This window comes from Kitasatospora sp. NPDC058048 (assembly GCF_042885555.1).
In the GTDB taxonomy this organism is placed as follows: domain Bacteria; phylum Actinomycetota; class Actinomycetes; order Streptomycetales; family Streptomycetaceae; genus Kitasatospora; species Kitasatospora lactacystinica.
In genome coordinates this window covers 98,445-117,878 of the sequence record NZ_JBHVRT010000027.1, presented here as the reverse complement: position 1 = coordinate 117,878, position 19,434 = coordinate 98,445, and the positions used below count along the sequence as shown (strand labels likewise).

Sequence of the window (19,434 nt, the reverse complement as noted above, 5' to 3'; positions counted from 1 at the left end):
CCGCCCCCGGTCGCAGGACCGGGGGCGGGCCTTCCACGGACGTGTCCTCAGAGCTCGCGGACGCCGGCCCGCCAGACCGCCGCCGTCAGCGGCACCCCCGGGCGGTAGGCCAGGTGGACGTGCGAGGGCGCGTCCAGCAGCAGCAGGTCCGCCCGGGCACCGGGGGCGATCACCCCCACGTCACTGCGCCGCAGCGCCCGGGCACCGCCCGCCGTGGCCGCCCAGACCGCCTCGTCCGGGGTCATCCCCATCTCCCGCACCGCGACCGCGATGCAGAACGCCATCGAACTGGTGAAGCTGGAGCCCGGGTTGCAGTCCGTGGACAGCGCCACCACCGCGCCCGCGTCCAGCAGCCGGCGCCCGCTCGGGTACTCGGCGCGGGTGGAGAACTCCGCCCCCGGCAGCAGGGTGGCGACCGTCGCCGAGCCGGCCAGCGCCGCCACGTCCTCGTCCGTCAGATGGGTGCAGTGGTCCGCCGAGGCGGCCCCCAGCTCCACCGCGAGCTGCACGCCCGGCCCGTAGGTGAGCTGGTTGGCGTGCACGCGCGGCGTGAGGCCCTTCTCGATCCCCGCCGTCAGAACAGCCCGCGCCTGGTCCCCGTCGAACGCGCCCTTCTCGCAGAACACGTCCACCCAACGGGCGTGCGGGGCGCAGGCGTCCAGCATCTCGCCGGTGACCAGGTCGACGTAGCCGGCCGGGTCCTCGGCGTACTCGGGGGCGACCACGTGAGCGCCCAGATAGGTGGTCTCCGGGGTGTACCCGGCGGCGATCCGCAGCGCCCGCGCCTCGTCCTCGACCGTCAGCCCGTAGCCGGACTTGCACTCGATGGTGGTGGTGCCCTGCCGCAGCGCCTCCCGGACGAACCGCGCCAGATTGGCTTCCAGTTCGGCATCCGAAGCGGCCCGCGTAGCCGCCACCGTCGTGCGGATGCCGCCCGCCGAGTACGCCTGCCCGGACATCCGGGCGTTGAACTCGGCGGTGCGGTCGCCCGCGAACACCAGGTGGGCGTGCGAGTCGACGAAGCCGGGCAGCAGGGCCCGGCCCCCGGCGTCGAAGCGCTCGTCCGCCGCCGGGGCCTGCGCGGCCGGGCCGACCCAGGCGACGGTGCCGCCGTCGACCACCACGGCCGCGTCGGTGAGCAGGCCGAGCGGCCCGGCGCCCTGCCCGGGGTCGTTGGTGACCAGGCTGCCGATGCCCGTGATCAGGGTGGTCGTGGTGCTCAAGACAACGCCTTCCGAAGGGAGTTGAACGGGGTCAGTAGTCCAGCGCGCCGATCGCGGAGCGCAGCGCGCCCGGCACGTCGGCCACCAGCCGGTGCACGCCGTCCCGGACGACGTGCCGGCCGCCGACCACGACGTGCCGCACGTCCGCCGCCGAGGCCGCGAAGACCGCGATCTCGGCGCCGAGCCGGGGCGGCGGTCCCGCCGTGCGGACGGTGTCCAGCGCGATCACCGTGAAGTCGGCGAGCGCCCCGGCCTCGATCCGTCCGGCCTCCGGCCAGCCGAGCGAGGCGTGGCCGTCCTCGGTCCCGGCCCGCAGCAGCGCGTTCGCCGTCCAGTGGCCGCGGGTGCGGGTGCGCAGCCGCTCGTCCAGCTCCAGCGCGCGGGCCTCCTCGAACGGGTCGATCACCGCGTGGCTGTCGCTGCCCAGGGTGATCGGGGAGCCCGCCGAGGCCAGCCGGCGGGCCGGGCCGATGCCGTCCGCGAGGTCCCGCTCGGTGGTGGGGCACATGCAGACCGTGGTGGAGGAGTCGGTGAGCAGCCGGACGTCCTCGTCGGTCAGGTGGGTGGCGTGCACGGCCGAGGTGCGCGGGCCGAGCGCGCCGTGGTCGGCGAGCAGCCTCGTCGGGGTGACCCCGTGCGCGGCCAGGCAGGCGTCGTTCTCGGCGGTCTGCTCGGAGAGGTGGACGTGCAGCGGCGCCCCGCGCACCGACGCCCAGTGCGCGACGGTGCCCAGCTGCTCGGCCGGGACGGCCCGCACCGAGTGGACGGCGGCGCCGATCCGGGCGTGCTCGCGCGGCTTGAGCGCGTCCGCCCGGACCGCCCAGGCCTCCGCGTCGCCGTCGCTGAACCGCAGCTGCGGCCTGGTCGGCTCGGCGCCGAAGCCGGAGGAGAGGTAGCAGGTGTCCAGCAGAGTGATCCGGATGCCGGCCCGGGCGGCGGCCTCGATCAGCGCCTCGCCCATCGCGTTCGGGTCGGTGTAGCGGGCGCCGCCGGGCGCGTGGTGCAGGTAGTGGAACTCGCCGACGGCCGTGATGCCGGCCAGCGCCATCTCGGCGTAGACGGCGGTCGCGAGCTCCAGGTAGCGGTCCGGGTCCAGCGCGCCGGCGAACCGGTACATGGTGTCGCGCCAGGTCCAGAAAGTGCCGGAGCCGACCTGGACGTGCCCGCGCAGCGCCCGGTGGAAGGCGTGCGAGTGGGCGTTCGCCTGACCGGGCAGCAGCAGCCCGTCGAGCCGGACGGCGTCGGGCGGGCAGGGGCCGCTGTCCGGGGTGACGGCGGCGATCGTGCCGCCGGGGCCGGTGGTGATCAGCACGTCCGGCTCGACCACCGGCCCGTTGTCGTGCGGCAGCCAGGCGTACTGCGCCCAGTAGCGCACGTGCTCGTTCACTGGCACGCCAGGTCCTCCAGTACGTCGGCGAGGGCGGCGACCCCGGCCAGGCAGTCGGCCTGCTCGGCGTACTCGGCCGGGGAGTGCGAGACGCCGGTGGGGTTGCGCACGAACAGCATGGCGGTCGGGATCGCGGAGGCCAGGATGCCGGCGTCGTGTCCCGCGCCGGTGGGCAGCACCGGGGCGTCCAGCAGCTTGGCGAGCCGGTCGCGCAGCGGCCCGTCGAAGTCCACCACCGGGGTGTAGGACTCGCGGGTCAGCTCGACCCGGACGCCGTCGCGCTCGCCGCGCTCGGCGGCGGCCCGCTCGATCTCGGCGACCAGCTCGGTCAGGGTGCGCTCGTCGGCGGCCCGGGAGTCCAGCCAGCCGCGCACCAGCGAGGCGATCGCGTTGGTGCCGTTGGGCTCCACCGCGACCTTCCCGAAGGTGGCCAGCGCGCCCGCCAGCTTGGCCTTCTTGCGGGCGGCGAGCACGGTGTTGGCGTAGGTCAGCATCGGGTCGCGGCGGTCCTCGATCCGGGTGGTGCCGGCGTGGTTGGCCTCGCCGTGGAAGTCGAACCGCCAGCGGCCGTGCGGCCAGATCGCGCCCGCCACGCCGACCGGCTGCCCCTCGGCGAGGCAGCGGCCCTGCTCGACGTGGAGCTCGACGAAGGCGCCGATCCGGGCCAGCCGGTCGTCGTCCGCGCCGATCGCGGTCGGGTCGTAGCCGGCCTTCTCCATCGCGTCGGGCAGCCGCAGGCCGTCGGCGTCGCGCAGCTCGTACGCGGCCTCGCGGGACAGCACCCCGGCGGTCAGCCGGGAGCCGATGCAGGCCACCCCGAACCGGGCGCCCTCCTCGTCGCCGAAGTTGACGATCGCCAGGGGCCTGGTGAACTCCGTTCCCCGGGCGCGCAGTTCGTCCAGCGCGGCGAAGGAGGAGACCACCCCGAGCGGACCGTCGAAGGCGCCGCCGTCCGGGACGGAGTCCAGGTGCGAGCCGGTGACGACCGCCCCCTGCCCGTTCGGGTCGCCCAGCCAGGCCCACTGATTGCCGTTGCGGTCCAGCTCGTACGTCAGGCCGCGGCTGCGGGCCTGCTGCTCGAACCAGGCGCGGCACTCGGCGTCGGCGGAGTTCCAGGCGAAGCGGCGGTAGCCGCCGGAGGTGGCGGAGCGGCCCACGGGGAGCAGCTCCGCCCACATCTCTTCGAACGAGGGTGCTGTCACAGCTCACCCATCGGGACGCGAACCCCGCGCTCGGCGGCGACCTCGTCGGCGCGGTCGTAGCCGGCGTCGACGTGCCGGATGACGCCCATGCCCGGGTCGTTGGTGAGCACCCGGCGGATCTTCTCGCCGGCCAGCGGCGTGCCGTCGGCCACGGTGACCTGGCCGGCGTGGATGGAGCGGCCGATGCCGACGCCGCCGCCGTGGTGGATGGAGACCCAGGAGGCACCGGAGGCCACGTTGACCATGGCGTTGAGCAGCGGCCAGTCGGCGATCGCGTCGGAGCCGTCCAGCATCGCCTCGGTCTCCCGGTACGGGGAGGCGACCGAGCCGCAGTCCAGGTGGTCGCGGCCGATGACGATCGGCGCGGACAGCTCGCCGGAGGCGACCATGTCGTTGAAGCGCTCGCCGGCCTTGTCGCGCTCGCCGTAGCCGAGCCAGCAGATGCGCGCGGGCAGGCCCTGGAAGTGCTCCTTCTCCTGGGCCATCTTGATCCAGCGGTGCAGCGACTCGTTCTCCGGGAAGAGGTCGAGCACGGCCTTGTCGGTCTTGGCGATGTCCTGCGGGTCGCCGGACAGGGCCGCCCAGCGGAACGGGCCCTTGCCCTCGCAGAACAGCGGGCGGATGTACGCGGGGACGAAGCCGGGGAAGGCGAAGGCGCGGTCGTAGCCGGCCAGCTGGGCCTCGCCGCGGATCGAGTTGCCGTAGTCGAAGACCTCGGCGCCGCGGTCCAGGAAGCCGACCATGGCCTCGACGTGCTTGGCCATCGACTCGCGCGAGCGGGTGGTGAACTCCGCGGGCTTCTCGGCCGCGTAGGTGGCCATGTCGTCGAAGGCGACGCCGATCGGCAGGTAGCTCAGCGGGTCGTGGGCGCTGGTCTGGTCGGTGACGATGTCGATCGGCGCGTCCATCGCGAGCAGCTGCGGGAAGAGCTCGGCGGCGTTGCCCAGCAGTCCGATGGAGAGCGGCTGCTTCTTGTCGCGGGCCGCGGTGGCCAGCTCCAGCGCGTGCGCGAGGTTCTTGGCCTCGACGTCCAGGTAGCGGTGCTCGATCCGGCGGGAGATCCGGGACGGGTCGCAGTCGATGCAGATCGCCACGCCCCCGTTCATGGTGACGGCCAGCGGCTGGGCGCCGCCCATCCCGCCGAGGCCGGCGGTGAGGGTGATGGTGCCCTCCAGCGAACCGTTGTACCGCTTGTTGGCGACGGCGGCGAAGGTCTCGTAGGTGCCCTGGAGGATGCCCTGGGTGCCGATGTAGATCCACGAGCCGGCGGTCATCTGGCCGTACATGGTGAGCCCGAGGCTCTCCAGCCGGCGGAACTCCTCCCAGTTGGCCCAGTCGCCGACCAGGTTGGAGTTGGCGATGAGCACGCGCGGCGCCCACTCGTGGGTCTGCATCACGCCGACCGGCCGCCCGGACTGGACCAGCATGGTCTCGTCCTGCTTCAGGCCCTCCAGCGTCCTCACCATGGCGTCGAAGGAGCGCCAGTCCCGCGCGGCCTTGCCCGTGCCGCCGTAGACCACCAGCTTGGACGGGTGCTCGGCCACCTCCGGGTCGAGGTTGTTCATCAGCATCCGCAGGGCCGCCTCCTGCTGCCACCCCTGCGCCGTCAGCCCCGTCCCACGCGCCGCGCGCACCTCACGCGGCCCGCTCGCCTGCTGCACCATAGTTCGGCCTCCCTGCGGATGGATTCATTCAAGCTATGTTCGATTGAATATAACTAAACAGTCGGCTTTCGACCAGACCCCGAAAGCATCCGATCAACGCCCGAACCGGAGCGCCTGCCGCCAGTAGCCTGCGGCCGGAAGCACCAGCCGATCGGCCCAGCGGAGGACGCCATGGCAGCTGTTCCGGCACGCTCCGGCATGCTGCGCCGGACCGCCGAAGGGGTCGAGCGGCGCACCGGGCTGCAGGTCGAGATCATCGGCGGCACGCTGCTGATGTCGCCTCCCCGCCGAGGGAAACACGCCGGCACAGTGCGCCACCTGCGCGAAGACCTCGGACCGCAGCTGCCCGCGAACCTCGACGCCTACGAGTCGTCATCGGTCGCTCTACCGGACGACGAGGACGACTACGCCACCCCCGACCTGATCGTGCTGCCCGTCGCATGGGAGAACGAGGACGACCGGCGAGCCGATCCCCGCCGTGCCGCTCTCGCCGTTCAGGTCGTTCCCGGCCCCTCGCTCATCACCCTCATCGCCGCCAGGACCAGCTGGTACGCGATCGCAGGCGTTCCGGTCCTCCTCACGGTCGACCCCCGCAAGGGCGCCTGGACACTCCACACCCGCCCCCGCGATGGCGAGTACCAGGGCGTCCTGCACGGCACGTACGGCGAGGCCGTCCCGCTGCCCGCGCCGCTGCCCGCCGAGCTGGACACCTCCGGCCTTCCGCTGTACGCGCCGCGCGGCTGAGTCAGGCCGCCGCGCCGCCGTCCCAGTCGATGCCGATCTCGGCGAGCCAGCGGCGGTCGTCGGCGTCCGGGGCGGGCGGGGACGGCGGGCGGGGGATGTTCTGGACGGGGCCGAGGCCGTACTTCTCGGCGGCCGCGACGGCGCGGGCGTCGGGTTCGATGACGCCGACGTGGACGGCCGACTCGTCGCCCGGGTCGAGGACGGTCAGTTCGGGTTCGGGCAGGCGCCGCAGGGTGACGCGGCGTCCGCAGGCGGGGCAGGACCATTCGTCGGCGCCCGAGGAGAGGCGGGCGACGAACTTCATCTCGTGGATCACGTGCATGGGTGGCACCCCCTGCAGGAGGGGATGCCCGGGTTTGTGACGGCTACTCCCCCGCCGCCGCTCCGGGCCGTGCTTGTTCCACGCTCATTCCAGGAAGAGGCCGCGCGCCGCCGCCGACTGCTCGATCGCCTCCAACCGGGCTTCCGCTCCGGGCAGTTCGTCGCACATGGACTGCAGCAGCACCCGGCCGAGCATCATCGGGGCGCACGCGGTGTCGAAGACCAGCCCGGTGCCGACGGCGGCCGGCAGCATCAGGTCGGACAGCTTGGCGACCGGCGCGAACGCGCTGTCGGCCACGGTGAGCACCGTCAGCCCGCACTCGCGGGCCACCGTCAGCGCGTCCATCAGCTCCCGCGGGTAGCGCGGCAGCGCGAAGCAGAGCAGTGCGCTGGCCCCGGCCGCCCGGGCCTGTTCCAGCCGGTCGGCGAGCATGCTGCCGCCCTCGTCCAGCAGCCGGATGTCCGGGTGCACCTTGGCCGCGAAGTAGGCGAAGCCGCGCGCCTGCGCCGAGGCGGCCCGCAGGCCGAGCACCGGCAGCGGGCGGGAGGCGGCGAGCAGCCGGGCGGCCCGGGTGATCGGCTCCGGGTCGGCGAGGAGTTCGGCGAGGTGGCGCAGGTGGGCGATCTCGGCGAGCACGGCCTGCTGGTGCTCGTTGCGCACCGCGTCGTCCGGGGTCTCCGGCGCGGCCTGTTCGCCGCCGCCGAGTTCGCGCAGCTGCTTGCGCAGCGCCGGGTAGCCGTCGTACCCGAGCGCGACCGCGAAGCGGGTGACGGAGGGCTGGCTGACGCCCGCGAGTTCGGCGACCTCGACGCTGGACAGGAACGGCGCCTCGGTGGCGTGCCGCACCAGCGAGTGGGCGATCCGGCGCTGGGTCGGCGTCAGCCGGTGCCCCTCGAACAGTTGGAGCAGCCGGGCGGAGGGGCCGACGCTGCCGGTCTCGTCGGTGGCGGTCATCAGCGGTACCTCCGGGTGCGAGGGGGTCGGACGACGACTGTGCAGGAGCGGGCCGCACCTGGCAAAGACGTCTCGTACGGCGGGACGTCCGGTGGGACGCCCCGCGGGTCGGACCGGTCGGGCGGGCCGGACCGGTCGGGCGGGCCGGCGGTCGGCCGAACCGGGTCGGGGTAACCCTGATTTGTCCCTGAGCCCGCCCGGATTCCTCCTGCGAACGGATGGACCGGGGGCCCCGGCGGCCCCACCCTGGATCCATGGACACTCGTCAGGACGAACTGCGGCGCGACCTCGACGCCACCCTCCAGGCCCGCAAGGAGCTCGGCAAGGAGTACGAGGACGCACTCGTCGACTCCTTCATGAAGCGGCTCGACGCCCGGCTGGACGCCCGGGTCGAGCGGTCGGTGGCCCAGCGGTTGGACGACTACGAGCCGCGGTCCCCCCACCGGGGGCAGTCCCGCCGTTCGGGCTGGGGCAAGCGCTCCAACACCGGGCTCGCGGTGACCTCGCTGGTCCTCGGCATCCCGCTGACGGCGATCGCGGGCAGCCCGGAGAGCGGCGGCTTCGCCGGTCTGATGGTCTGCTGGGCGGGCATCGTCGGGGTCAACCTGGCGGCCGCCCTGGGCGAGCTGCGCAACCGCCGGGACCGCGCGGAGCGCTCGCCGCGGAGCGACTGGGACTGAGCCCCCGTCACTCCGCGGCGACGCCACGACCCCGGCCGGCCGGGTCTCAGGCCAGCGGGCCGGTGACCCGCTCGACCGCCCGCACCAGCTCGCCGGAGGCGACCAGCTCGGCTGCGGCCTCCAGGTCGGGCGAGAGGAAGCGGTCGCGGCCGGCGCCGCCGACGCCCGCCTCCCGGGCGGCGGCCATGGCGGCCGCGGTGGCCGGGGCGACGCGGCCCGACGCGTCGGCCTGCTGACGGATCTCCAGCGCCCGGGCGGCCGCGGTGAGTTCGACGGCGAGGATCCGGCCGAGGTTGGCCACGGCCTGGCGCAGCTTGCGCGCGGCCGACCAGCCCATCGACACGTGGTCCTCCTGCATCGCGGAGGAGGGGATCGAGTCGACCGAGGCCGGGACGGCGAGCCGCTTGTTCTCGCTGACCAGCGCCGCCTGGGTGTACTGGGCGATCATCAGGCCGGAGTCCACGCCCGGGTCGTCGGCCAGGAAGGCCGGCAGGCCGTGCGAGCGGGCCTTGTCGAGCAGCCGGTCGGTGCGGCGCTCGGAGATCGAGCCGAGGTCGGCGGCGGCGATGGCGAGGAAGTCCAGCACGTAGGCGACCGGGGCGCCGTGGAAGTTGCCGTTGGACTCCACCCGGCCGTCCGGCAGCACCACCGGGTTGTCGACCGAGGCGGCCAGTTCGCGCGAGGCGACCAGCCGGGCGTGCTCCAGGGTGTCCCGGCCCGCGCCGGCGACCTGCGGGGCGCAGCGGATCGAGTAGGCGTCCTGGACCCGCGGCGCGTCGTCCTGGTGGTGGCCGGTGAGGCCGGAGTCCTTGAGGACGGCGAGCATGTTGGCGGCGCTCAGCGCCTGGCCCGGGTGCGGACGGATCGGGGCGTGCAGCTCGGGGGCGAGCACCTTCTCGGTGCCGAGCAGCGCCTCCAGGCTCATCGCGGCGGTGATGTCGGCGGTGGTGAAGAGCCGCTGGAGGTCGGCGATGGCCATCACCAGCATGCCGAGCATGCCGTCGGTGCCGTTGATGAGGGCGAGGCCCTCCTTCTCCAGCAGCTCGACGGGCTCGATCCCGGCGGCGGCGAGCAGTTCGGCGGCGGGCTTCTCCACGCCGTCCGGGCCGGTGGCGGTGCCCTCGCCCATCAGGACCAGTGCGCAGTGCGACAGCGGCGCGAGGTCGCCGGAGCAGCCGAGCGAGCCGAACTCCCGCACCACCGGGGTGATGCCCGCGTTGAGCAGGGCGGCCATGGTCCGGGCGACCAGCGGCCGGACGCCGGTGCGGCCGGAGGCCAGCGTCTTCATCCGCAGGAACACCAGCGCGCGGACCACCTCGCGCTCGACCGCCGGCCCCATGCCGGCGGCGTGCGAGCGGACCAGCGACCGCTGCAGCTGGGCGCGCAGCTCGGGGCTGATGTGGCGGACGGCGAGCGCGCCGAAGCCGGTCGACACGCCGTAGACGGGGCGCGGCTCGGCCGCGAGGGCGTCGATCCGCGCGCGGGCGGTCGCCATCTCGGCCAGCGCGTCGGGGCCGATCTCGACCCGGGCGTTGCCCCGGGCGACGGCGAGGACGTCCTCCGCGCTGACGTCGGCCTTGCCGACCAGGACCAGCGGAGCGTCGGGGGCCACAGCACTGTGCATATCCATATACACCATCACATCAGGTGAATGAAGATATGACAACAGGTGCTCGCCATCCGGATTCTCCGCTCTCCGGACCGGCGCCGCACACCGCGGCCCCCGGGCCGCCTCCGCGTCACGTCGCGAGCTCGGCCTCGATCAGGTCCGCCGCCCGGGCGGTGCCGCCCTCGGCCCGCCCGGCGGCGGACAGCTCGCGCAGCCGCTCGGCCACCGCCGGATCGCCGACCAGCTCCAGCAGGGCGGCGCGCAGCGCCTCCGCGGTGGCCTGCTCGGTGTCCAGCCGGCGGGCGACGCCGAGCCCCACCAGGGCGTCCGCGTTGGCGAACTGGTCGGTGGCCTGCGGCACCGCGATCATCGGCACGGCGTGGAACAGCCCCTCGCTGGAGCCGCCCATGCCCGCGTGGGTGACGAAGGCGTCCGCCTGGGAGAGCACCGACAGCTGCGGCACCCACCGGTGCACCTCGACGGTGTCCGGCACCTCGCCGAGCTCGGCCGGGTCGGTGTGGCTGCCGATCTGGAGCACGGTGTGCCAGCCCGGCAGCTCGCCGAAGGCCCGGACGCAGGCCCGGTAGAAGGCGGGCTGGTGGGTGAAGGCCGAGCCCAGCGAGACCAGCAGCACCTTCTCGGCGCCGGCCGGCCGCTCCCACCGCCCCTGGTGGGCACGGTCGCCGAAGCAGGGCCCGACGAAGCTGATCCGCCGCTCGTCGACCCGGTCGGCGTTGGGCTGCAGGGCGCGCGGGACCAGTGCGATCGCCCGCTCCGGGCGGTTCTTGAAGGAGTCCACGTCGCGCTGCACCGCACCGGCCTCGGCCAGCCAGTCGGCGAACCGGCGGTAGTGCTCGGCGCCGCCCGGCCCGGTGCGGATCGCCTCGAACACCTCCGCGAGGTCCTGCTCGAAGCCCTCCCAGCCGACGAAGGTGGGCGACAGCTGCACGACCGGCACCCCCAGCCGCTCGCCGAGCGCCCGGGCCGCGAAGCCCGCGATGTCGCAGAGCACCAGGTCGGGCCGGTCGTCGGCGAAGGCCTCCAGGAGGACGGGCCACATGGAGAGCGCGTCGTCCAGGAACAGCTCCTGGATCGCCACCGGATCCTCCATCCAGCCGTCCGGGTCGTCGGCGAGCGGCAGCTTCGTCGGGTACGGGACGAAGGCGGCGCCGGTGGACTCGACGGTTTCCCGGAAGGACGGGTCGTTGACGTAGCTGACCCGGTGGCCGCGGGCGACCAGCTCGGTGATCACGGCGAGGCTGGGGTTGACGTGGCCATGGGCCGGAATGGAGACCATCAGGATGTGTGCGGGGCGGTTCACGGGCACCTCCGGGGGCAGCGATGAAGACGAGACGGACCGTCTCGCGGTTGCTTGAGAAGACAATACGGTTCGTCTCGCTGTTGTGCATAGAATTTTTCCCATGACGTCCAGAACCGCCCCCGACCCCGCCCGCCGCAGCGAGCGCGCCCGCGCCGCCGTCCTCGCCGCAGCCACCGAACTCGTCGCCGAGGTCGGCTACGGCAAGCTGACCATCGAAGCGATCGCCGCCCGCGCCGGCGTCGGCAAGCAGACCATCTACCGGTGGTGGCCCTCGAAGGGGGCGGTGGTCTTCGACGCCTTCCTCGCCGCGAGCGAGCACGAGGGCAGCCTCGCCCTCCCCGACACCGGCGACCTCGCCGCCGACCTCCGCGCCGTCCTGCGCCCCACCAGCGACGAGCTCGCCGACCCGGGCGCCGACCGCACCTACCGCGCGCTCCTCGCCGAGATCCTCAACGACCCCGCGCTGCACGCCGAGTACCGCACCCGCCTGCTGGACCCGCTGCTGGAGGCCACCCGCGACCGCCTGCGCCGTGCCCGCGAGGCCGGCCGGATCGCCCCCGACGCCGACCTCGACCTGGCCGTCGAACTCTTCTACGGCCCGCTCAACTACCGCTGGCAGTTCCGGCTCGGCCCGCTCACCCACGAGCACGCCGACCTCCTGGTCGACGCCGCCCTCCGGGCACTCGCCCCACCCGCCGCCGACGGCGGTCGCGGCGCCTGAACCAGCACACGGCCACCACCGCCACCGGCACGCGGAGCAGCGGCACCAGGGCGGGCCGGGTGAACGGCCCGCCGGACCCACCGCCGGACCCATCGCGGGAGCCGTGCCGACGGCGAGGTGCCCGACACGCCGTCACCGGGTCCGCCGACGGGCCCCGACCGGGGCCGACCCCTCAGACCGCCGGCGGCGAGGCCGGGCCCGCCAGGGCGACCGAGACCAGGGCCCGCATGGCGCAGGCGGCCTGGCCCAGCGGCAGGGTGGCGTCGTCGGCGAAGAGCTCCACCAGCCAGCCGCCGGCCGGGTTCTGGCCGCCCGCCGCGACCATGCCCCGGTAGCCGGAGACGACGAGCATCGCCTCCTCCGCCGGGTCGTTGCCGGCCGCGCCCGACCGCAGGGCGAAGGCGCCGCCGCGCACGGCGCGGCGGGTCATCGGGTAGTGCCGGAGGTCGAAGACCGCGTCGGGGGCCTCGATCCGGGCCCGCTGGGTCTCGGCGCGGGCGTTGGCGGGGCCGCTGGTCATCCGGTAGACGGCGTGCTGGGCGGTGCGCATGGACTGGGAGCCGGGCGGAACGTACGAGACCCACCAGCCGACGGCGTCCAGCAACCGGGCGGCGGCCTCGGCGACCACGACCAACTTGCCGAGGGTGTCCGCCGGGTGGACGACCCGGGCCGCGGCGGCCCGGTCGAGGGAGGCGAGCACGGCGGTGAGCAGCTGCCCCGGATCGGCGCTGTGGGCGGCTCCGCGGAACCGCCGCCGGTCGCCCGCCCCGGCCCGGCCGTTCGGCCCGCGCCGCCCGTCCGCCCGGTGGTGCGGGTCGGCGGCGTCGGCGAGCAGCACGGTGGGGTCGGGCGAGAATCCGGGGCCGTGGCTGCGCCCGGCGACCACCGGGTGGGCGGCCCGGGCCGCCTTGGCCCGGTACTGGGCGGCGTCGGCGAGCCGGAACAGCCGGTCGGGGGTGGTGACGGGCCCGATCGAGTCCCCGGTGGAGGCGACCCCGCAGGCCACGCCCTCGCCCTCGGAGAGCGCGAGCGCCCGGGCGCACAGCTCCTCGGCGACGGCGACCACCTCGTCGGCCTTCTGCCCCTCCACCAGCAGGCAGAACTCGTCGCCGCCGAGCCGGGCGGCGAGGCTGCCGGGGAGCTTGGCGGCGGCCAGCGAGAGCTGGTGGGCGAACCGCTCCAGCAGCCGGTCGCCCATCTCGTGGCCGAGCTGGTCGTTGACCCGTTTCAGTCCGTTGACGTCGCAGACCACCAGGGAGACCACGGTGTTGTCCCGGTTGTGCGCCTCCAGCGCGCTCTCCAGCCGGGCGTCGACGGCCCGCCGGTTGGCCAGGCCGGTGAGCGGGTCGGAGAAGGCGAGTTTGCGCAGGTCGGCGAGGCGCTCGGTCTGCGCCAGACCGGCCGAGACCTGGGCGGCGAGCAGGGTCGCGTAGTCGGCGTCGCCCTCGGTGAACCCGGGCATCCCGGCCGACCGGGCGAGGTAGAGCTCGCCCCAGGCCTGGCCGTGCAGCACGATCGGCGCGACCACGCAGCAGGCCCGCCCGCGCCGGCGCAGCGCCGCGGCGCGCTCCTGGCAGTACGCGCCGGCGGTCGGGTGGGCGTGCCCGGCGTGCGGCTCGCTGTTCTCGGCGCTCTGCAGCCAGGCACGCGGCAGCCGCCCGGTGGTCCAGCGCTCCTCCAGGTACGTGACGATCTCGGGGAAGTCGGCGACCGGGTACGACTCGTCCTCGGGCAGTTCCTCCTCGCCCGGGGCGAGTTCGCCGTGGTTGACCAGGACCCGCAGCCGGCCGGACTCCCGGTCCCAGACCGAGACGGCGGCCATGGTGGCGCCGAGCGCCTCGGTGGCCCGGGTGGCGGCGGCCCGGACGGCCTCCAGCGGGGTGAGCGCGGCGGCCATGTCCTGGGCGAGCTCGACCACGGACTGCAGCCTCAGGTCGGGCAGCGGGTCGGGGTTCCGCGGACGGCCGCAGTCGCAGTCGCGGTCCGTCATGATCGCCTCGCTGCCCACCGGCTCGCCTCGCTCCCTGTGCTCGGTCCTGCCAGACCCCCGCCGGCCGGCCGCACCCGACCGGCCGCTTGCACCAAGACTATGGCGGTTTCATTCGGTTATGCCCCGTTTGCCCGGACGGACCCGCAGCCGACCGTACGGGTTTCAACCGTTCGGCACCCGGGAAGCCGTACTCGCCGCGGGAGAGCCGCACCCATCGCAGGAGAGCCGCACCCACCACGGGAGAGCGCGCCCACGGACCTCCGCACCGCGGGCAGCCTCCTCCGCACCGCGGACGGCTTCTCCGCTCCCACGCCTTCCCCGCGGACGGAGCGCTACTCGCCCTCCCCGCGGACGGGCCGCTGTTCGCCCTCTCCGCAGGCGGAGCGCTACTCGGCCTTCAGCCGCCGGGTGAGCAGCCACGGCTCGACCAGTCCGAGCCCCCGCACCGGCCGCCGCCACATCGGCTGCAGGTGGAACCGGGCCCCGGCCTCCGGGCCCGGCATCGGCAGCCCGGAGGCGGGCATCCCGGCCGCGGCCGACAGCGCCTCGGCCAGGCCCGGCCCCTCCGAGTCGGCCGGGGCGACACTGCCGTTCTGCTCCAGCGCGGCGGCGAACTCGCCGTCGATCAGCACCGCGTCCTTGGGGGCGATCGAGGTCAGCCGGCTGGCCAGGTTGACGGTGGTGCCGAAGACGTCGCCCATCCGCGAGGTGACCGTGCCGAAGGCCATGCCGACCCGCAGCGGCGGGATGGTGTCGTTCCCGGCCAGCGCCTCGATCAGGCTCAGCGCGATCTCGGCGGCGGTCGCCGGGTCCTCGGAGACGTAGAGGATCTCGTCGCCGAGCGTCTTGATCACCCGGCCGCCCTGGCCGGCGATCAGATCCGAACAGGTGTTCTCGAAGGTCTCGACCAGCTCGCCGAGCTCCTCCTCCTCCAGCCGCCGGGACAGCCGGGTGAAGCCGACCAGGTCGGCGAAGCCGACGGCGAGCCGTCCGCTGGTGATCTCGTTGTCCTCGGCGGCCTGCACCACCCGGCCGGTGACGGCCGCCAGCTGGCGCCGCCAGACGTACACCAGGAACTGCTCCAGCTCCGGCAGCAGCAGCTCGACCAGCGGGTACGCGACGTCGGCCCGGGTCAGCCCGGGCTCGGCGGACTGGGTGAGGTTCTCCAGGAAGGTGTCCATCTGCCAGCCGGCCAGCCGGGCCGTGGTCTGACCGGTGGAACGGGCCACCTGGATCGCCATCGACTCGCTGAGCAGCCCGGACTCCACCAGGCCGGCCAGGCGCCGCAGCGCGATCACGTCGCCGTCGGTGAGCGCGCGGGACTGGCCGATGTCGGGGAAGCCCATGGCGCGCCAGAACCGGGTGGCCAGCTCCATCGGGACGTCGGCGGCGCGCGCGGCCTGGTACGGGGTGTAGCGGCGCGGCGCGTCCAGGATCAGGCGTTCCAGTTCGAGCGCGACCGTGGGGTCGTTGCTGCCCGCCGTCGCGCCGCTGCTGCCGTCCTCTGCCACCGGTCCGTCCCCGTGCGATCGCCGCACTCGCCTCGTGTCCTACCTGTCCGGGCGCGCCGTCCGCCACCCGGGCGGACAGTGGCGCGCCTCACACCGCTGCCAGGTGGAATGTTCGCACGGAATCGTCGGATCCGGGGCATCAGCCCGGGTCAAGGGGTGGTGAAGACTGCCGTTCAGCGGGCCTCGGGGCGCACGTGGACGACGTCCCCGGCACCGACCGCCCGGCGTACGCCGTCGGGCGTGCGGACCACCAGCCGCCCGTCGCCGTCCACCGCCACCGCCTCGCCGACCAGCTCGCGGTCGCCCGGCAGGTGCACCTTCACCCGGCGGCCGAGCGTGGTGCAGCGGTCCGCGTAGGCGCGCAGCAGGTCGCTGGCGTGCGGGTCGCCCGCGGCGGCCGTCCACTCCCGGTACAGCTCGGCCAGCTCGCGCAGCAGGGCGCGCAGCAGGGTGCCCCGGTCGGTGGTGGAGGCGCCGGCCAGCGCGAGCGAGGCGGCAGCGGGGACGGGCAGTTCCTCCGTGCGCAGCGAGACGTTGAGGCCCATGCCGACCACCACCGCGCCGCCCGACAGCTCGGTGAGGATGCCGCCGAGCTTGCGCTCCGCGCCGTCGATCTCCGCCTGGAGGTCGTTGGGCCACTTCAGGCCGACCTCGACCCCGGCGACCCGGCCGAGCGTGCTGGCCGCGGCCACCCCGGCCAGGATCGGCAGCCAGCCGTACCGCTCGACCGGCACCCCCTCGGGGCGCAGCAGCACGGACAGGAACAGCCCGGAGCGGGGCGGGGCGGTCCACTGCCGGCCCAGCCGGCCGCGGCCGCCGCTCTGCGCCTCGGCCACCAGCACCGCGCCCTGGGCGGCGCCCGCCGCGGCCCGGGCGGCGAGGTCGCTGTTGGTGGAGCCGGTCTCGGCGACGACGTCCAGCGAGGTCCACAGGCCGCCCGGGACGAGCAGGTCGTGGCGCAGCGCCTCCTCGTCCAGCGGCGGACGGTCCAGGTCGGTCCAGGGCGACGGTCCGGCGTGGCCGAAGCCGCGCAGTCCGCTGCGGCGGGGGGTCTCGGGTGCGGTCATGGGAAAACCCTAGGTCTGATCCGGGACGCAGGCCGCCCCATCGTCCCGCAGAACACCCGTCAACAGAACTGTGTCGATGGTCATGACGCCAGGACGTGCCGCATCGCCCTCCGCGCTGGCTACGCTACCCAGCGGTAGTTCGTAGCGCCGCCCTGCCCTCATGCGCGGGCCCACCACCCGGCCCCGCGCGCACTCGAACAGGTCGCGGCCATGGATCAGGGAGAGCCACCGGATGACCGAGGCGTCGTACGACCCCCACACCACCGCCGGCAAGCTCGCCGACCTGCGGCGAAGGCTGGACGAGGCGGTGCACTCCGGCTCCGCGAAGGCCGTGGAGAAGCAGCACGCCAAGGGCAAGCTGACCGCCCGCGAGCGGGTCGCGGAACTGTTGGACGAGGACTCCTTCGTGGAGTTCGACGAGTTCGCCCGCCACCGCTCGACCAACTTCGGCCAGGAGAAGAACCGGCCGTACGGCGACGGCGTGGTGACCGGCTACGGCACCGTCGACGGCCGCCAGGTCGCCGTGTTCGCCCAGGACTTCACCGTCTTCGGCGGCTCGCTCGGCGAGGTGTTCGGCGAGAAGATCGTCAAGGTGATGGACTTCGCGCTGAAGACCGGCTGCCCGGTCATCGGCATCAACGACTCCGGCGGCGCCCGGATCCAGGAGGGCGTGGTCTCGCTCGGCCTGTACGGCGAGATCTTCCGGCGCAACGTGCACGCCTCCGGCGTCGTCCCGCAGATCTCGCTGATCATGGGCCCCTGCGCGGGCGGCGCGGTGTACTCCCCCGCGATCACCGACTTCGTGGTGATGGCCGACCGGACCTCGCACATGTTCATCACCGGCCCGGACGTGATCAAGACCGTCACCGGCGAGGACGTCGCGATGGAGGAACTGGGCGGCGCGCGCACCCACAACGCCAAGTCGGGCAACGCGCACTACCTGGCCGCCGACGAGAAGGAGGCGATCGAGTACGTCAAGAGCCTGCTCTCGTACCTGCCGTCCAACAACCTGAGCGACCCGCCGTCCTACCCCGAGCAGGCCGACCTCACGGTCACCGAGGAGGACCTCGAACTCGACACCATCGTGCCGGACTCGGCGAACCAGCCGTACGACATGCGCACGGTGATCGAGCACATCGTCGACGACGGCGAGTTCCTGGAGACCCAGCCGCTGTACGCGGGCAACATCATCACCGGCTTCGGCCGGGTCGAGGGCCAGTCCGTCGGCATCGTCGGCAGCCAGCCGATGGACCTGGCCGGCTGCCTGGACATCAACGCCAGCGAGAAGGCCGCCCGCTTCATCCGCACCTGCGACTCGTTCAACGTCCCGGTGCTGACCTTCGTCGACGTGCCCGGCTTCCTGCCCGGCACCGAGCAGGAGTGGGACGGCATCATCCGGCGCGGCGCCAAGCTGATCTACGCCTACGCCGAGGCCACCGTCCCGCTGATCACCGTGATCACCCGCAAGGCCTTCGGCGGCGCGTACGACGTCATGGGCTCCAAGCACCTGGGCGCCGACCTCAACCTGGCCTGGCCGACCGCGCAGATCGCCGTGATGGGCGCGCAGGGCGCGGTCAACATCCTGCACCGCCGGGAGATCGCCGAGGCCGAGGCGGCCGGCACCGTCGAGGAGAAGCGGGCCGAGCTGATCGCCTCGTACGAGGACACCCTGCTGAACCCGTACCTGGCGGCCGAGCGCGGCTACGTGGACGCGGTGATCGCGCCGAGCGAGACCCGCCGGCACATCGTCCGCGGTCTGCGGGCGCTGCGCGGCAAGCGCGAGGTGCTGCCGCCGAAGAAGCACGGCAACATCCCCCTGTAGGCCCCGTCCCTGTCGGGAGAGAAGCAGCCATGTCCCCGATCCACGTACTGCACGGGCAGCCGACCCCCGAGGAGCTGGCCACCGTCCTGGCGGTGGTCCAGGCCCGGGCCGCCGCCGCGCAGGCCGCCGCCGAGGCGGCGCGCCTGGCCGGTGCCGGCCCGGCGTCCCCCTGGAACGACCGCGCCCGCCTGCACCGCGCCGCCGTCCGTCCCGCCGTGAACGCCTGGCGGACCTCGGGCTGGGCGCACTGACACCCGCCGCGCGGAGCGGGAGGCCGGCCCCGCCGGCCTCCCGCTCCGCGTGTTCCCGGGTGCCCGCTCCGCCCGGAACCTGAGTACGGATACTCAGGCGCCCGCGGCCCGCGCGGCGCACTCTGGACGGGTGCTCTGGTCAGATCCCCGTGACGAGCCCTCGCCCGAGGCCCGTCGGATGCAGGAGCGGATGCAGCGGGCCGGCAAGGTGATCGCCGTCCTGGTGCTGGTCGGCGCCGTGCTGATGATGCTCTCCCAGCCCTTCACCTGAACCGTTCACCCGAACGGCGGATAGGGGCACCCCCTACCCTGGTGGGCATGACCGACCAGCGCGCCCTCGTCCTCGCCTCCGCCTCCCCCGCCCGCCTCGGGCTGCTGCGCCAGGCGGGCCTCGACCCGCGCGTGGTGGTCAGCGGCGTCGACGAGGACGCGATCACCGCCGCCACCCCCGCCGAACTCGCGCTCGTGCTGGCCGAGGCCAAGGCGAAGGCCGTCGCCGCCGAACTCGCCGACGGCGAGCTGGTGATCGGCTGCGACTCCGTCCTGGAACTGGACGGCCGGGCCCTCGGCAAGCCCGCCGACGCCGCCGAGGCGCTGGCCCGCTGGCAGTCGATGCGCGGGCGCGCCGGCGTGCTGCGCACCGGCCACTGCGTGATCGACACCGCGACCGGCCGGCAGTCCTCGGCCACCGCCTCCACCACCGTCCGCTTCGGCACCCCGGACGACGCGGAGGTCGCCGCGTACGTGGCCTCGGGCGAACCGCTGCACGTGGCCGGGGCGTTCACCCTGGACGGCCGCTCGGCGCCGTTCATCGACGGCATCGACGGCGATCCGGGCAACGTCATCGGCCTCTCCCTGCCGCTGCTGCGCCGGCTGCTCGCCGACCTGGGCGTGCGCATCACCGATCTGTGGGCCGACTGACCTGCCGCACCGCGCCCCTGTCGCCCCAGGGCGTGTCTGACAATT

17 protein-coding genes and 1 pseudogene are annotated in these 19,434 nt (G+C 74.2%); 7 read left to right on the top strand and 11 right to left on the bottom strand.

The genetic code is table 11. The features are described 5' to 3' along the window. Nucleotides 1-47: 47 nt before the first annotated feature. From hutI to hutU, 4 genes are read right to left on the bottom strand one after another with little or no spacing between them, the layout of a single operon-like run. Nucleotides 48-1,223, bottom strand: a complete 1,176-nt coding sequence (gene hutI / locus ACFVVA_RS26590) for an imidazolonepropionase (RefSeq protein ID WP_387693285.1) — start codon at nucleotides 1,221-1,223, stop codon at nucleotides 48-50. Nucleotides 1,224-1,254: 31 nt separating this feature from the next. Then, nucleotides 1,255-2,616 carry a formimidoylglutamate deiminase gene (locus ACFVVA_RS26585; protein WP_380350531.1) on the bottom strand — a complete coding sequence of 454 codons (1,362 nt, stop codon included), beginning with the start codon at nucleotides 2,614-2,616 and terminating at the stop codon, nucleotides 1,255-1,257. Further along, nucleotides 2,607-3,788, bottom strand: a complete 1,182-nt coding sequence (locus ACFVVA_RS26580) for an allantoate amidohydrolase (protein WP_387693317.1) — start codon at nucleotides 3,786-3,788, stop codon at nucleotides 2,607-2,609. The genes ACFVVA_RS26585 and ACFVVA_RS26580 overlap by 10 nt, the downstream gene beginning before the upstream one ends. Before the next feature lie 20 nt (nucleotides 3,789-3,808). Continuing rightward, nucleotides 3,809-5,476 carry a urocanate hydratase gene (gene hutU / locus ACFVVA_RS26575; protein WP_387693283.1) on the bottom strand — a complete coding sequence of 556 codons (1,668 nt, stop codon included), beginning with the start codon at nucleotides 5,474-5,476 and terminating at the stop codon, nucleotides 3,809-3,811. A 171-nt stretch (nucleotides 5,477-5,647) separates the two neighbouring features. Between hutU and ACFVVA_RS26570 the strand changes: the two genes are divergently transcribed. Next, on the top strand, nucleotides 5,648-6,220 hold the full coding sequence (locus ACFVVA_RS26570; RefSeq protein ID WP_387693280.1) for a Uma2 family endonuclease: 573 nt from the start codon (nucleotides 5,648-5,650) through the stop codon (nucleotides 6,218-6,220). Nucleotide 6,221: 1 nt separating this feature from the next. Here ACFVVA_RS26570 and ACFVVA_RS26565 read toward each other — a convergent pair whose 3' ends face one another. Both ACFVVA_RS26565 and ACFVVA_RS26560 read right to left on the bottom strand, forming a co-directional pair. Then, nucleotides 6,222-6,542 carry a hypothetical protein gene (locus tag ACFVVA_RS26565; protein ID WP_359906104.1) on the bottom strand — a complete coding sequence of 107 codons (321 nt, stop codon included), beginning with the start codon at nucleotides 6,540-6,542 and terminating at the stop codon, nucleotides 6,222-6,224. A gap of 84 nt (nucleotides 6,543-6,626) precedes the next feature. Then, the gene (locus tag ACFVVA_RS26560; protein WP_224278798.1) at nucleotides 6,627-7,496 is read right to left on the bottom strand and encodes a MurR/RpiR family transcriptional regulator; all 870 of its coding nucleotides are present in this window, start codon (nucleotides 7,494-7,496) and stop codon (nucleotides 6,627-6,629) included. A gap of 254 nt (nucleotides 7,497-7,750) precedes the next feature. Between ACFVVA_RS26560 and ACFVVA_RS26555 the strand changes: the two genes are divergently transcribed. Further along, nucleotides 7,751-8,176 carry a hypothetical protein gene (locus ACFVVA_RS26555; protein ID WP_387693278.1) on the top strand — a complete coding sequence of 142 codons (426 nt, stop codon included), beginning with the start codon at nucleotides 7,751-7,753 and terminating at the stop codon, nucleotides 8,174-8,176. Between the two features lie 46 nt (nucleotides 8,177-8,222). Here ACFVVA_RS26555 and hutH read toward each other — a convergent pair whose 3' ends face one another. Then, nucleotides 8,223-9,800 carry a histidine ammonia-lyase gene (gene hutH, locus ACFVVA_RS26550; RefSeq protein WP_387693276.1) on the bottom strand — a complete coding sequence of 526 codons (1,578 nt, stop codon included), beginning with the start codon at nucleotides 9,798-9,800 and terminating at the stop codon, nucleotides 8,223-8,225. Between the two features lie 115 nt (nucleotides 9,801-9,915). Then, nucleotides 9,916-11,082: a macrolide family glycosyltransferase gene (locus tag ACFVVA_RS26545; protein ID WP_387693315.1), complete on the bottom strand. Its 1,167-nt coding sequence runs from the start codon at nucleotides 11,080-11,082 to the stop codon at nucleotides 9,916-9,918. Nucleotides 11,083-11,206: 124 nt separating this feature from the next. On the opposite strand from ACFVVA_RS26545, the gene ACFVVA_RS26540 reads away from it, so the two are divergent. Next, complete coding sequence (locus tag ACFVVA_RS26540; RefSeq protein WP_387693274.1) at nucleotides 11,207-11,827, top strand: TetR/AcrR family transcriptional regulator; 621 nt, start codon at nucleotides 11,207-11,209, stop codon at nucleotides 11,825-11,827. A gap of 739 nt (nucleotides 11,828-12,566) precedes the next feature. Here the strand turns inward: ACFVVA_RS26540 and ACFVVA_RS26535 are convergent. The 3 genes and pseudogenes from ACFVVA_RS26535 to ACFVVA_RS26525 form a co-directional block, all read right to left on the bottom strand. Next, a pseudogene (locus ACFVVA_RS26535) lies at nucleotides 12,567-13,724 on the bottom strand (diguanylate cyclase domain-containing protein); the annotation flags it as partial. A gap of 479 nt (nucleotides 13,725-14,203) precedes the next feature. Beyond that, nucleotides 14,204-15,328 (bottom strand): adenylate/guanylate cyclase domain-containing protein, encoded by a 1,125-nt coding sequence (locus ACFVVA_RS26530; RefSeq protein ID WP_387693272.1) that lies wholly within the window; start codon nucleotides 15,326-15,328, stop codon nucleotides 14,204-14,206. A 173-nt stretch (nucleotides 15,329-15,501) separates the two neighbouring features. Continuing rightward, a complete protein-coding gene (locus tag ACFVVA_RS26525) occupies nucleotides 15,502-16,395 on the bottom strand; it encodes a biotin--[acetyl-CoA-carboxylase] ligase (protein ID WP_387693270.1) in 894 nt (297 codons plus the stop codon). Between the two features lie 232 nt (nucleotides 16,396-16,627). Between ACFVVA_RS26525 and ACFVVA_RS26520 the strand changes: the two genes are divergently transcribed. The 4 genes from ACFVVA_RS26520 to ACFVVA_RS26505 all read left to right on the top strand — a co-directional run bounded on the left by ACFVVA_RS26520 (nucleotide 16,628) and on the right by ACFVVA_RS26505 (nucleotide 19,389). Then, entirely contained in the window at nucleotides 16,628-18,217 is a 1,590-nt protein-coding gene (locus ACFVVA_RS26520; RefSeq protein WP_359906088.1) for an acyl-CoA carboxylase subunit beta, read from the top strand. A 29-nt stretch (nucleotides 18,218-18,246) separates the two neighbouring features. Next, the gene (locus tag ACFVVA_RS26515; protein WP_387693268.1) at nucleotides 18,247-18,468 is read left to right on the top strand and encodes an acyl-CoA carboxylase epsilon subunit; all 222 of its coding nucleotides are present in this window, start codon (nucleotides 18,247-18,249) and stop codon (nucleotides 18,466-18,468) included. 130 nt (nucleotides 18,469-18,598) lie between these two features. Further along, the gene (gene mmpB / locus ACFVVA_RS26510) at nucleotides 18,599-18,739 is read left to right on the top strand and encodes a morphogenic membrane protein MmpB (RefSeq protein ID WP_380542892.1); all 141 of its coding nucleotides are present in this window, start codon (nucleotides 18,599-18,601) and stop codon (nucleotides 18,737-18,739) included. A 47-nt stretch (nucleotides 18,740-18,786) separates the two neighbouring features. Beyond that, nucleotides 18,787-19,389, top strand: coding sequence for a nucleoside triphosphate pyrophosphatase (locus tag ACFVVA_RS26505; protein WP_359906079.1), 603 nt, complete (start codon nucleotides 18,787-18,789; stop codon nucleotides 19,387-19,389). The last annotated feature ends 45 nt before the right edge of the window (nucleotides 19,390-19,434 follow it).